This window comes from Empedobacter sp. UBA7620 (genome assembly GCF_002484185.1).
In the GTDB taxonomy this organism is placed as follows: domain Bacteria; phylum Bacteroidota; class Bacteroidia; order Flavobacteriales; family Weeksellaceae; genus Empedobacter; species Empedobacter falsenii_C.
This window is the reverse complement of the sequence record NZ_DLJI01000015.1, coordinates 3,307-16,301: the sequence shown is the minus strand read 5'-3', so window position 1 is coordinate 16,301 and position 12,995 is coordinate 3,307. Positions and strand designations below refer to the sequence as shown.

General features: G+C 27.9%; 16 protein-coding genes. 7 read left to right on the top strand and 9 right to left on the bottom strand.

Annotated features, from left to right (window positions below):
- Window positions 1-987: 987 nt before the first annotated feature.
- From B2217_RS02575 to B2217_RS02545, 7 genes are all read left to right on the top strand, one after another.
- Window positions 988-2,616, top strand: a complete 1,629-nt coding sequence (locus tag B2217_RS02575) for a helix-turn-helix domain-containing protein (RefSeq protein ID WP_291122063.1) — start codon at window positions 988-990, stop codon at window positions 2,614-2,616.
- 132 nt (window positions 2,617-2,748) lie between these two features.
- Window positions 2,749-3,504, top strand: a complete 756-nt coding sequence (locus B2217_RS02570) for a hypothetical protein (protein ID WP_291069953.1) — start codon at window positions 2,749-2,751, stop codon at window positions 3,502-3,504.
- The gene (locus B2217_RS02565) at window positions 3,501-3,917 is read left to right on the top strand and encodes a DUF5675 family protein (protein ID WP_306822320.1); all 417 of its coding nucleotides are present in this window, start codon (window positions 3,501-3,503) and stop codon (window positions 3,915-3,917) included. The genes B2217_RS02570 and B2217_RS02565 overlap by 4 nt, the downstream gene beginning before the upstream one ends.
- Window positions 3,904-4,131: a hypothetical protein gene (locus B2217_RS02560; protein ID WP_115000470.1), complete on the top strand. Its 228-nt coding sequence runs from the start codon at window positions 3,904-3,906 to the stop codon at window positions 4,129-4,131. The genes B2217_RS02565 and B2217_RS02560 overlap by 14 nt, the downstream gene beginning before the upstream one ends.
- Before the next feature lie 275 nt (window positions 4,132-4,406).
- Window positions 4,407-4,586, top strand: coding sequence for a hypothetical protein (locus B2217_RS02555; protein ID WP_286496310.1), 180 nt, complete (start codon window positions 4,407-4,409; stop codon window positions 4,584-4,586).
- Window positions 4,587-4,816: 230 nt separating this feature from the next.
- A complete protein-coding gene (locus B2217_RS02550) occupies window positions 4,817-5,329 on the top strand; it encodes a hypothetical protein (RefSeq protein WP_180906523.1) in 513 nt (170 codons plus the stop codon).
- 644 nt (window positions 5,330-5,973) lie between these two features.
- On the top strand, window positions 5,974-6,639 hold the full coding sequence (locus B2217_RS02545; protein ID WP_180906524.1) for a MarR family winged helix-turn-helix transcriptional regulator: 666 nt from the start codon (window positions 5,974-5,976) through the stop codon (window positions 6,637-6,639).
- A gap of 594 nt (window positions 6,640-7,233) precedes the next feature.
- Here B2217_RS02545 and B2217_RS02540 read toward each other — a convergent pair.
- The 9 genes from B2217_RS02540 to B2217_RS02500 form a co-directional block, all read right to left on the bottom strand.
- On the bottom strand, window positions 7,234-7,512 hold the full coding sequence (locus B2217_RS02540) for a helix-turn-helix domain-containing protein (protein WP_260442850.1): 279 nt from the start codon (window positions 7,510-7,512) through the stop codon (window positions 7,234-7,236).
- A gap of 46 nt (window positions 7,513-7,558) precedes the next feature.
- The gene (locus B2217_RS02535) at window positions 7,559-7,978 is read right to left on the bottom strand and encodes a transposase (RefSeq protein ID WP_180906526.1); all 420 of its coding nucleotides are present in this window, start codon (window positions 7,976-7,978) and stop codon (window positions 7,559-7,561) included.
- A 344-nt stretch (window positions 7,979-8,322) separates the two neighbouring features.
- On the bottom strand, window positions 8,323-9,603 hold the full coding sequence (locus B2217_RS02530) for a cryptochrome/photolyase family protein (protein ID WP_291122062.1): 1,281 nt from the start codon (window positions 9,601-9,603) through the stop codon (window positions 8,323-8,325).
- Entirely contained in the window at window positions 9,593-10,150 is a 558-nt protein-coding gene (locus B2217_RS02525; protein WP_180906528.1) for a lipocalin family protein, read from the bottom strand. The genes B2217_RS02530 and B2217_RS02525 overlap by 11 nt, the downstream gene beginning before the upstream one ends.
- Window positions 10,140-10,841 (bottom strand): lycopene cyclase domain-containing protein, encoded by a 702-nt coding sequence (locus B2217_RS02520; protein ID WP_280046520.1) that lies wholly within the window; start codon window positions 10,839-10,841, stop codon window positions 10,140-10,142. Before B2217_RS02520 ends, B2217_RS02525 begins: the two co-directional genes overlap by 11 nt.
- Window positions 10,838-11,296, bottom strand: a complete 459-nt coding sequence (locus B2217_RS02515; protein WP_180906530.1) for a sterol desaturase family protein — start codon at window positions 11,294-11,296, stop codon at window positions 10,838-10,840. The genes B2217_RS02520 and B2217_RS02515 overlap by 4 nt, the downstream gene beginning before the upstream one ends.
- 4 nt (window positions 11,297-11,300) lie before the next feature.
- Entirely contained in the window at window positions 11,301-11,759 is a 459-nt protein-coding gene (locus B2217_RS02510) for an SRPBCC family protein (protein ID WP_180906531.1), read from the bottom strand.
- Between the two features lie 3 nt (window positions 11,760-11,762).
- A complete protein-coding gene (locus tag B2217_RS02505) occupies window positions 11,763-12,221 on the bottom strand; it encodes a hypothetical protein (protein ID WP_291122061.1) in 459 nt (152 codons plus the stop codon).
- Window positions 12,218-12,995 (bottom strand): phytoene/squalene synthase family protein (locus B2217_RS02500; RefSeq protein WP_291122060.1); only part of this gene is annotated, 778 nt, incomplete at its 5' end. The genes B2217_RS02500 and B2217_RS02505, both read right to left, overlap by 4 nt.

Below are 12,995 nucleotides of genomic sequence, written 5' to 3'. Positions count from 1 at the left end.
AATGGCTGAAACTTATTTTGACCGTCGAAAATCAAAGACTTGACTTTTTTGTTTCGTTTTTGTGTCAAGACAAAAATGAAAAGAAGAGATTCTTCGACAAGCAAGAATGACAGAAAAGAATATTCACCACATAGATACATAGAACTGGGTGTGGAAAATAAAAGAGCAATCGAGAAGATAAACCTATTAAACAGAGTTAGTAGATCACTATGTTTCAGTTAACAACTATACAGTCTCAAAGTGACAGAAAGATTCTTCGACAGGCTCAGAATGACAAAACACGTAAAACGTTCAGCATAGACCATATAACGTAATAAAAAAACACCCCTATAGTCCCCTCAAGGGGATAATGATTGAAATAATTTCCCTCTTGAGAGGGGTTAGGGGAGTGTAGAAATGAGGTTAGTTGATTGAGTGGAGCTGTACTGATTGAGCGTAGTCGAAATCAAAAATATATGATGCGATTCTGAGACAAGCTCAGAATGACAAAATCCGTTGTCCAAACAGATTTGATTATTAATAAAAAAAACGTAAAACGTTAAGCATAGACCGTAAACCGTAAGAAAAAACAAACAAACTTTACTTCAAAATTTTGCTTACCACTTATCGCTTACCACTTACTCCCAACATCAAGGCAAGATGAAGGCAACATAGTGGCAGTAGAGTGGCAGTAAAGTGTAGGCAATAAAAAAGAGAAGTATGACCTCTCTTTTTTATTCATCATTTAAGTTTCTTTGAAGTAATCGATTAGACTTATTTGTTCAAAGACATTCAAAACTAGAGATATTTATAGAACAACAAAGATTACAACAAGTACATTTTATAAAAAGAATGTATAATTTATAAATTATACACTTTTAAACGATTAAGTACTTAATAAACGATTTACGATATAAAATAAAGTATTTTAGTAGTAATCAATAGATCTATACCATGAAAAGAGTTCTAGTGTACACATACATACTCTTTCTACTTCCCCTTTTAATAATGGCTAATCAAGTTGATTCCTTAGCCTCAAAAGATAATGCCTATTTAATAGAAAAATTGGATGAATTAATACATGAAAAGACTCATCCAAATGCGATGCTATATGTGCAAGCCTATATTAGAAATGCTAAAAAACAAAACGATAAGCTAAATTTGTTTTACGCCTATAAAGAAGGAGTCTTTTTTTCAAGTCATTTAAACACGCAAGTAGAATATGCAGATAGTGCGATAATTACTGCCAGGAAATTAAAAAATAAAGATTTAATAGCAACAGCTTTATTATCAAAAGGGTTAGCCTATTACAAAGCAAAATATTATAGAGAGGCGTTACAAAATTACTTATATGCAGATCAGGAGTTAAGCCATTCAAAAGATCAGTACCTAATGCATAAAGTAACGTTTAATATGGCGATGATTAAAATAAAATTACATCAATATAACCAAGCAGAAGAATTGTTGCTGAAATGTAAAAACTTTTTTCAATCAAAACCAGAGAACAAAGATTACCAAGCCTATTTATTAAATACAATATATCAATTAGCATCTCTCCATCAAGAAGTTGGTAACAAAGCAAAAGCGAAAGAATTGAATCAATTAGGATTAAATAAAAGCAAACTTGAAAATAACGAATTTTTCCATAGATACTTTACGATAAATAAAGCAATTGATGAGTTTTTAAATGATCAATTTGTGACGTCTATTCAATTATTATCAACTAAAGAAGATATTTTAATAAAAACGAATGATTTTAATACACTAACCAAAATTTATTACTACAAAGCAAAGGCATTTGATAAATTGAATAATCAACAACATATAATAATATATTTTAACAAAATAGATAGTATTTTCAATGAATACAACTTCTTAGAAATTAAATATAGACCGATATACGAAAACATTTTAGAGGAAACATTGGTAGCTTCTGATACGAACAGACAACTATATGTAATCAATCAATTATTAAAAATGGATGAGTTAAATTATAAGCTAGATGCAGAAATGAGTCAAGTTGTATACAAAGAATATGACACAGTGCAATTGCTCAAATTAAAGGAAAAAATATTGAATAAGTCTCAAAAATTATATTACGTATTGGCAGCGTGTTTTACTGGAATAATAGTATTGATCGTAGGAATTGTAAAAACTAGAAATAAAAATAAACATTTAATCGAAAAGTACAATCTGTTTATTGAAGAATCTGCTCAATCAAGTTACACAGAACGGAGAATATCGATTAAAGATGAAGAGGATTTGAATAAAGAAGCATTTGAAAGTTTACTATTAAAATTTGAAGAATTTGAGCGGGACAGAGAATTTTTAAACCCTAATATAACAGTAGTAAGTTTGGCAAAATCATTTTCAACAAACACCACTTATTTATCAAAATGTGTCAATCAGTACAAAGGAATTAATTTTCCTTCTTACATCAATCGGTTGAGAATAAAATTTATTACTGATTTATTACAAGAACAACCACAATACCTTAATTATAGTGTAGGGGCATTAGGAGAAATAGCAGGTTATATGAATCCAAGACAATTTTCAAATGTTTTTTACAGTGAAACGGGCTTGCGTCCCTTAGATTTTATAAAAATTCAAAAACAAAAAAATAAAGAAAGTATATAATGGTTTATTAGTGTAATTTATTGACATACAAGGGCTAAAAAAGACTTAGCTATTGCTTTAAACAGATCGCTATTGCAACTTTACAAAACCATTGCGCAATGGAGATCAATGTTTAATTAAAAATTTAAAAAAATGGCGAAGCAAAAAGGCTTTTTAAAACTTAGAGGTTCAATCGGAGATTTAAACTTCTACAAATCAAAAGATGGTTATATGGTGAGAGAAAAAAGCTCTATAGACCGTAATACCATAATGAGTGATCCGCGATTTCAGCGTACCAGAGAAAATATGCAAGAATTTAAGAATGCAGGTACTGCTGGAAAAACACTACGAAACGCATTCAATGCGATCATAAAAAATGCAAAAGACAGCAAATTATCAAGTCGTCTCACAAAAGTAATGCATGGTATCCTAAAAGAAGATACTACAAATGCTCGTGGACAAAGAAATGTACACAAAGGAAATCAATTACTGATGAAAGGCTTTGATTTTAATGCAGGGGCATCATGGTTAAAAACGGTCTTAATTCCTGTACAAGTAGATATAGAACGTACTTCTGGTGAAACAAAATTTACATTAGAAGCATACAAACCCTTAGATGTGATAATAGCACCACAAGGAGCTACCAATTACCGATTTGTAGCAGCTTCTACAGAAATTGATTTTGAGAAGAACGAATACATTACCAAAACATCGTATACCGATTATTATCCATACGATGAGGTAGAAGTGAATGATGTAGAATTATTGAACAATCTTCCTCCAAATTCAGAACATACAATCGCTTTAGCAATTGGAATCGAATTCTACCAAGAGGTGAATACCGTTTTGTATCCATTAAAAAATGGAAGTTTTAATGCAGCACATTTAATCGAAATCAATTTACCATGATGACAATTGTAGTAGAACGAATGTATTATCCGAATGGTACAAATGGTAGCTTATTCATCAACGATAAGTTTATTTGTTATACGATCGAGTTACCATGGAAGGAGAACGAACCCCGCAATTCATGTATACCAGAAGGATGTTATGCAATCCAAAAGAGAAGCTCACCAAAATTTGGTCAACATTTTCTGATTACAAATGTACCCAATCGTTCATTGATTTTGATTCATCCTGCCAATCATGCAAAAACTGAATTACAAGGATGTATAGCTCCAGTAACCATATTAACAGGTGAAGGGAGAGGAGAGTTATCAAGAAAAGCATTTACAAAACTTAAAACTCTAGTAAATGATAAACTTGATCGTGATCAAAAAGTAAGTTTAAGGATTAAAAGTAAACAACATGACAATTATTAATCGCTTTACAGCACCTACACCTAAATTATTCCAACAACTACGAAATATAGGATTAACCTTAGCTGCAATTGGAGGTGTATTAATTGCTGCTCCTATAGCATTACCAGCAACATTAGTGACCATAGGAGGTTATTTGACCGTAGCAGGAGGAGTAATATCAGCTGTCAGTCAATTGACGGTAAACGACAAAAACCAAAGTAATGATGATGAATAATAGTAATACATCGTTAATTGTTGGAACAATAGGAGGAACAATGACAAGTTTGGTAGCGACCATTCAATGGGAACAACTTGTTTATACGATTTGTATGGGAATAGTAGGAGCAATATGCAGTTATGGAACATCATACTTACTGCATAAGAAAAACAACCCTTACGACGAAGACTAAGTGTTTGATTACAAGTAAGATTTGGAAATCTTATTTTATTGATGTAAATTTTAACAACATTCATTTAAGTTTCATTGAGGTAATGCTAATTATTACAGAAATGAAAAATAACGAATTACAAAGAATGGTGATTTATCCGAAAGATGTATCAATTATTACGGGAAAGGGGTATAGGCAAAGTCTACGCTTACTCAATAGAGCAAAGCAGATAATCGGTAAAGAGAAAAAAGACTTCCTAACTTTTGACGAATTTTTGATTGCTTTTAAGATGAAATCGTAAAACCAAAAATGAAAAAGGTTCTCAATTTTATTGAAAACCTTTTTCTATGTAACATAATTTTTAAGACTATTTCCCGATACAGAAAGTGATGAACTCCTTATTTGTAAGGTCTGTAGAGGGGTGAGGTGTAGTATTGGTGTATTGAGTTTTATCAAAATTTTAACATTTAAAAGTAAAATATCCATGCTAATTTTATAAATATAATTAGATCTACTAATTAAATACTAGAAATGAAATATATAATTATAATTTTTCTACTTTTCACAACTGTAATTGAGGCACAATTCGAATCAGAATATTATATCAATCACTCGAATGATACTTTAAAAGGGCAAGTAATGGGATATAATTCTAAAGTTGTTTACTTCTTAGTGAATGATGAAAAAATAAAACTCAAATCAAAAGATATTAAATCATTTGTTGTAAATGATGAATATGATAAATTAGTAAAATATGTAACCTTAAAAAATGATAGGACTCATTTTTTTGAAGAAGCTGTTGTTGGTGAATTATCTCATTATTATTTGCGAACATTTAATCCATATGATGGTGAAAAATTAATCTTTTCACTACTTGTAAAAAATGATGAAATAGTATACGTTAATGCATCAAATTCAAAAAAAAGAATTGCTAAATTAATTAGTGATTGTCCTATTCTATTGAAAGAATGGACGGGAACAGATAAGTTTCCAGATTACGATATTATAAAAATTACCGAAGCTTATAATAAATGTAAAACATAAATATAACGTCAATAATTTATTCAGATCATTTGATTTTGTATTCTCATTATGCCTCAAAAAAAGAAAAAGTATTTAAAAGCTAACCAAAGTTTCGAAATAATGTTTATACATCTGAATTGATAGAGTTTATAATGGAATTAATAAAATCAAAACAAAAAACTATTCCAAAAATTATAGAAAGGTATAATATCCCAAAACTGTTTTAATTAATCGGTATTGAAAATACAAGCTAAAGATTGAGTGATCAAACCAACTATAAACTTATTTATAAAGATATTATTCAAATGAATTTTCCTTATAAAATATTAGTGTAATATTGTGTTTATATAAACTTAAATTTGTTTATTATTAAATCATATTGTGTGTTTCTATAAACTAATTAAAAACCAATTAATATAACCCAAAGAGTTTAACTATATCAATAACAGAGTGAACTTAAACCTATGATTTATTAAATTAAAAGAAGTCTATAGGTAGTAGCTTCAGTTAATTGTTACATTCATAGTCATTGTGAACTTTCACAATGACTATTTGTTTAATGACTTAAATATTAGTGTAGTTTATAACTAATTTTTAAATATTTGAAATATTTCTATATATTTGTAGCCTTTAAATATATAGAAATATCTTTTTATTTATTACCTATGAACTATAAATTGCTATATGATATCATTGATTTGATGGAGGATTTTGAAATTAATTCAAATGAATACTATCCAAAAGATATTAATGGGTTCAAAAAATGGATTTCAGACGAACATATTAAAAAGTTAGATAGGGAAGAACCTGATTGGGAGGGCAAAGAAAATGGTAGATCCCCTGAAAGTGTTATATCTACGCTTTTCGTTCATCTTAATAGATATGGCAAAAGTTATTCAAGATCATTAATGTATGATTCTCCTTTTTCGAGTCAAGATGATTTTATATTTTTAATTAATTTAAAAGCATTTGGTCCTATGACTAAAATGGAGTTGATTAAGAAGAATATACAAGATAAACCTGCAGGAATCCAAATTATTAATCGACTTATAAAACAAGGTTGGGTTGAGCAGCATGATTCTGATTTAGATAAAAGAAAAAAGGTCATTCATTTAACTGAATCTGGTGTCCAAATATTAGAAGAGTATATGGATAAAATAAGAATGGCTACAAATATTGTTAGTGGTAATCTATTATATAGTGAAAAAATACAGCTTATAAACTTATTGAGCAAATTGGATTTCTTTCATAAACAGATTTTTGAAGAAAATATATATGTTTCAGAATTGCTTGATAAAGCCAATGAAGAGTATCTTAGAGTAAATAAATAATCTTAATAATATTTTTTTATTTTATGATGTTGAATTATTTTCTTAAAAACATCTCCAGTTCTAAAAATAAATAATTGTAATTCAGCTTAAAGAAATTAAACTTTTTTCATAAGCAAATTTTTGATAAAAATGCGAAAATAGAAAATTTGTTAGATGTAGCAAATGAAAAATATTTAACGGTAAACAAAATTTTGAATAAAAGTAATTTAAATTGAAGTTAATATAAATAAAAGAAAGTAAGTTAAATGAATAACTTACTTTCTTGATAAATTACTTTTAATCCAAAACCTACTAGATTAATATTAACAAAAATAATTATAATTGTTTAAAATAGTATTATTTGATACTTAATATTTTGTATAAATTCTTAAATAATACGTTTTTTTATTAAGATTATGAATCTTTACAAAAAGTTTTTACATTAATTAGGTTTATATAAATTATTGATTTTGATGAATATAGAAATTATTTATTTAATGATTATTTATTTTCAATTATAAATTGAAGATAATTTTTAAATCTTTATATAAAATACTATTACCTTTTGTAGTTAATAGTATTTGATTTTTATTTTCTATAATAAATTCTTCTTTTTTAATAATTATCGTTGTATTTTTTCAGCCATTTTGTTATTGTATTTCTACTTAAATTGAAATGCTCAGCAATTTCTATATTTTTTAATTTGTTATTTTTTTTAAATTTTAAAATATATAGAATTTCTTCTTCTGAATAAGTTTTAAATTTATTATTTCGATTATTTAAACTATTTCCAAAAATTAATTTATTTAAAGTAAGAATATCAAAAATGTTAAGATTATCTTTTGATAAAATTTTAGTGCATAAGTCTTTTTTTTCAGGATACAAATCACTCAAAATATCCTCAAAAATTAGTTTATAATTTGGGCTACTCATAACGAAATTAATTACTATATTTTTTTAACCACTTATATAGAGTATTCTTAGGTATATTATATCTCTTTATAACTTCAGAAGGAGTCATTTCATTTGAATTTATTTTTGAAAGAATATAATCTATTATTTCATGGGTATATACATTTTTTTTAAAGTTAGGTAGTTTACTTTTAATATTGTTTTCTGATTTATTTTCTTTTGCAGAATATAATATTAAATGTTGTGAATAAATTCTAAAGAAATCGTAATCTAACAATTTAGAAAATTTAAGGATTAGATTACTTTCTAAAGACTCTTTTTTATAAATTTCTAATAATTCTGCGTTAGTTAATTTTAAGAATTTACATAGTTTTTCAGTACTGTAATCTAATTCATCAACTCTTTTATGAATCATACTACCTAAATGGATTTTATAAAATAAACTCATTTTGTCGTATTTAAGATTAAATAATAAGGTAGTAAAGAGAGTACAATTTAAATTAAATCAATACTATAGTAATATTTATTAATAGAATTGATTATTAATTAATAAAGATTTATGTTAATGATATGTAAGTTAAAATAATTATTGTAATTATAATAACAATAATATCTGTATAAGATATTTGTTTATTAGAAGTCTTAAAATTTTTAAATCTTTTAGTCATTGTATAATTAAGAAATTTATTTTTTTTACAAATCAATAAGTTAATCATTTGTATTTTTCTTTTCTTAAATGTATTGTTAATTTACAAAATATTAAAATAAAAAGAATAATAATTTATTCATAAATTAATAGTTGTCTTTAATAGATTCCTTAAAAATACTTATAGCCCTGTCTCGAGCAAAATTATGAGGAATTATAGGAGAAGGATAATCATTAGTTCCAAATTCCATCACCCACTTTTTAATGTAAAGTGATTCTCGATCAAATTTCTCTGCTTGAAGAATTGGATTAAAGATTCTGAAATAAGGTGCTGCATCGCATCCTGATCCAGCAACCCATTGCCAATTACCATTATTTGCAGACAAATCATAATCGTTTAGTTTTGATGCAAAATAAGCTTCGCCCCAACGCCAATCAATGAGTAGCTGCTTGCATAAAAAACTTGCTGTTATCATCCTTACTCTATTATGCATAAACCCAGTTTGATTAAGTTCTCTCATTCCTGCATCTACAATAGGATAGCCTGTTTTTCCATCGCACCATAATTTAAATTCTTTCTCATTATTCTTCCATTTAATAGCACTATACTTGGCTTTAAAAGGTTGTTGAACAACATACGGAAAATAATAGAGTATTTGCATAAAAAATTCTCTCCAAATTAATTCATTTAACCACGTTTCATTGTGCTTTATCGCAAATGCGACACATTTTCGTATACTAATAGTCCCGAATCTAAGAGCTATACCTAATTGTGTTGTACCTTGTTTAGCGGGATAATCTCTATAAGAATGATAATTATCAATGATTTGAATATCTAATATAGGTTGTTCAAATAAAATAGAAGTTTTCAAAAAACCAATTTCTTTCAGTGAAAGAATCGTTTTGAATTCTGTTTTCAAAAATTTACTATAATCAGGCTTATGACATTTATAATCTTCAGTTTTCAAAATCTGTTTCCATTTTTTTGAATACGGAGTATATACTGTATAAGGAGAACCATCTTTCTTTAAAATATCTTTCTTGTCAAAAATTACTTGATCTTTAAATGCTTTAAACGAAATGTTATATAACTTAAAATAATTGTAAATTGAAGTATCTCTTTTAANNCAAAATATAGAATGAATAGCAAACTCTGTAGAAAGTTGCTTAAAAATTTTGAAAGGATCACCATAATATACATGGAGACTTGTCCCAAAGGATTTTAATTGATCATTAATCTTTTGAAGCGCTTGATGAATATAATCCACCCTCTTATCTTTCTTGTCATCCAGTTGTCGTAGAATACCTTCATCAAAAATAAAAATAGGTAACACATGAACTCCAGATGAAAGAGCGTGGTACAGTCCAACATTATCTTCTAAACGAAGATCTCTTCGAAACCAAAAAATGGAAATTTTATTTTTCATTTAAAAATGGATTATCATTTCGATTATGTTCTACCCAAACCAAATTCGATATATCAAAACCAATTTCTGAAGCTAATGCAAGAAAGTTTGTTTTAATATTATCTGGAATATCTTTTGTTCTAGATAAAATCCATAAGTAATTTAGATTTTTACCTATAACCAATGCATATTGATAGTTTTTATCCAAAGCAATTACGTTATAACCAGCATAGAAAGGTCCAAAAAAGCTTACTTTTAGCTTTCCTATTTGCTTACCGTCTCTAAATTTTGCTTTACCTATAGCTTGCTTCCATACTTGTTTATCCTTATTAAATCCGCTATTTGAAACCATCAGATTTCCTTTTTTATCAAAAGTGTAGTTAGCGGAGACATTATCCAAGTTTTTTTCAAAACGAAAATCTAAACGAGCGATTTCAAACCAAGTACCTAAATACCGATCAACTTCAAAATTTCGAACAGCTTCTGCCTTTTTAGGAATAGAGGAACATGAATTGGAAAGTATTAACAATCCTATACAAGCTGTTTTCAATAGTATTTTATTTTTCATTTTCATGAGATTTTGATTTAAATTGTTTAAAAAAATAGAGAACTAAAAGAAATTGCGTATATCCATACACAGCATCTTCTATTGGTATAGTTCCCATTCTGATTCCCAAAAAATCATCAGGATTATAATTTACAATTGGCGACTCTAATCCTGTACCTGTTAGAATACCATTTACAGGAAAGAAACCAAGCATAAGAATAGTGAAAACAAACGAAGCTTTTCCTATCCAATCTACACAACGAACAAAGTGTAAGTACAGTAAAACAACCAATGTTATAACAGCTGTTAATAGGGTATAAATTCTATCATAATAAAGTAAAGCGACGATTGAACAAACAATCACACTAAAAAAAACAATCAGGTTATTAAAACAGGAAAGCCAATCTAATTTAAAAAATTTATCAAAGCAGAAATAGGTAAATATGCAGGAAAATGGTATACAAATAAAAAACAACCATTCTTCTAAAGGTAGACCTCCTATAAAAAAACCAAGTGTATAATCTGTATTAAACCACCATACTTCTTTAGCTGTAAAATAAATATCCCATGCAATAAATGGAACAGCTACAACAAGTGCTGCCTTAAAAAAAGCTCCAAAATGACGGTGAAAAAGAATACGAGAATCAAAAGATGATAAGAAACAAATAATTATTGTAAAAAATAAAATCAAAATATAAGTATAGGACATCATTTTTGCGCAGAATTAAAGTACATTTTAAAATACTTGAAAGGAACATATAGAAACCCAAAACATTCTCCATCATCTTTATTTAGATGCTTATGATGTTGTTTATGAGCCCTACGAAGAGCAAGAAAATACGGATTCTTTATTCGTTTAAAATAATTTAGTCGTTGATGAATAAAAACATCATGCACAAAAAAATACGCCATGCCATAAAGCATAATTCCTACCCCTACAAAAAACAAGTAACTATAATTATTGAGCGAACCAAAATACATCAAAGCAATAGTCGGAATCGCAAATATCACAAAAAAATAATCGTTTTTTTCAACTGATCCTTTATGGCTATGATCATGATGATCTTTGTGGAGAAACCATAAAAATCCATGCATCACATATTTATGAATAAACCATGTGACAGGCTCCATAAGTACAAATACTAGCAATACTAAAAATAAATTCATACACCTAAGTATTAAATAATTGCTTTAATACTTGATGACGATAATCAAATATTCTATTCAACTTTTTTTTCACCAAAAGAGAATGAACAACATTTCCCAAAACTCCAAAAGGAAGCTCATATTCTACTGTATCTTTCATTAAAATCCCCTTTTCATTGGGAATAAATTCATGAAAATGTTTCCAATATTTATATGGACCTTTTTGTTGAAAATCTGTAAAACTTTGCTGCGGCTCTACTTGAATAATTTTTGTCTGCCATTTCAAAGGAATACCCAATAGCGGTGACACACTATAATCGATAAGCATACCTTCAAAAATTGGCTGATCCTGATCTTCTGACAAAACTGTAAAAGCCATATCTTTAGGTGTGATTTCCGAAAGATTCATTGGAGAAGAAAAAAATCGCCAAGCTGTATCAATATCACAATACAGCTGTTGTTCTCTATACAAACGGTACTTCATCACTTATTTGTTTAAAATTTTTTCAATATTTCTACGCAAATTTATAGACGTTATTTTATGCCAGTTTTCTGATAAGATTTGCGTATCTTCTTCAACCTTTGAATAGTAGTTCAAAAATGAGGGTGCGTTTTTTTGTACCGATAGCCGAATGAATCGCAATTCCAAATTTTCAGGTTCTATACGTATCGCCTCCTCTATATTCTTTTTACCTTTATTAAAAGTTTTAAGCTTATTTAATGGATTAGACACATGCTTGGAATTAATTGTTTGAGCACCACCTAAATAACCCAAATAAATAGCAGATTTATTTTTTATATCGTCCAATTCAACTATTACATTTGCACATAATTCTTTGTCATTAGATAACTTAGCATAATTAGCCCTTAGCTCTTCTAGAACTACCTCAGTGTGATTTATAAAACCTAAAAATCCCACCATGAGAAACCCTAACATTTTAATCATAACCAAGCAGCTTTATATCTTATGTAACTTTTAAACGCAACAAAAACTTTTTCAGAATTAGCTATTCTAATTCTTCCATTTAAAATTTCTTTGGATGATTTTTTTTTGATCTTCTTAAACAAAGAAAGATAGTATTTATATGCTAGATAAACACCAAAAATTGAAGAAGCTGGAAGTTTTTTAATCCCAATCAACGCTTCATCAAATTCTTCTTCTATTTCTTTTTCAATTGCGTATTTTATCTTATTATCAAAACCACTTATATCCACATTCGGAAAATAAGTTCTTCCCAAAATATGATAGTCCTCTTTCAAATCTCGAAGAAAATTAATTTTCTGAAAAGCAGAGCCCAATTTCATCGCATAAGGTTTTAATTCTGCATACTTATCTTTATTACCATCTGTAAAAACCTGTAAACACATGAGTCCTACTACCTCAGCAGAACCTAAAATATAGGTTTTGTATAAGTCCGAGTCATATTCTATTTGTTGCAAGTCCATTTCCATACTACTCAAAAATTGATCGATAAGTTCTTTATCAATCTTATAATAATTTACAGTTTCTTGAAATGATTGTAAGATGGGGTTAAGCGATATCCTCTCATTTAATGCATATAAAGTTTCTTTTCTCAATCTTTTTAAAAGCTTCTCTTTGTTATATCCATGAAAACTATCTACGATTTCATCTGCCAACCTTACATAACCATAAATCGCATAAATAGCTGATCGAATAGAAGGTTTTAAAGCGAGAATACCCAAAGAAAAACTTGTGCTA

Coding starts and splice junctions, on each gene's coding strand:
- B2217_RS02550 (WP_180906523.1), top strand. CDS start 4,817: ATGAAATATATAATTATAATTTTTCTACTTTTCACAACTGTAATTGAG.
- B2217_RS02560 (WP_115000470.1), top strand. CDS start 3,904: ATGACAATTATTAATCGCTTTACAGCACCTACACCTAAATTATTCCAA.
- B2217_RS02565 (WP_306822320.1), top strand. CDS start 3,501: ATGATGACAATTGTAGTAGAACGAATGTATTATCCGAATGGTACAAAT.
- B2217_RS02575 (WP_291122063.1), top strand. CDS start 988: ATGGCTAATCAAGTTGATTCCTTAGCCTCAAAAGATAATGCCTATTTA.
- B2217_RS02510 (WP_180906531.1), bottom strand. CDS start 11,759: ATGAAGTACCGTTTGTATAGAGAACAACAGCTGTATTGTGATATTGAT.
- B2217_RS02515 (WP_180906530.1), bottom strand. CDS start 11,296: ATGAATTTATTTTTAGTATTGCTAGTATTTGTACTTATGGAGCCTGTC.
- B2217_RS02525 (WP_180906528.1), bottom strand. CDS start 10,150: ATGAAAAATAAAATACTATTGAAAACAGCTTGTATAGGATTGTTAATA.
- B2217_RS02555 (WP_286496310.1), top strand. CDS start 4,407: ATGAAAAATAACGAATTACAAAGAATGGTGATTTATCCGAAAGATGTA.
- B2217_RS02535 (WP_180906526.1), bottom strand. CDS start 7,978: ATGAGTTTATTTTATAAAATCCATTTAGGTAGTATGATTCATAAAAGA.
- B2217_RS02570 (WP_291069953.1), top strand. CDS start 2,749: ATGGCGAAGCAAAAAGGCTTTTTAAAACTTAGAGGTTCAATCGGAGAT.
- B2217_RS02545 (WP_180906524.1), top strand. CDS start 5,974: ATGAACTATAAATTGCTATATGATATCATTGATTTGATGGAGGATTTT.
- B2217_RS02520 (WP_280046520.1), bottom strand. CDS start 10,841: ATGATGTCCTATACTTATATTTTGATTTTATTTTTTACAATAATTATT.
- B2217_RS02505 (WP_291122061.1), bottom strand. CDS start 12,221: ATGATTAAAATGTTAGGGTTTCTCATGGTGGGATTTTTAGGTTTTATA.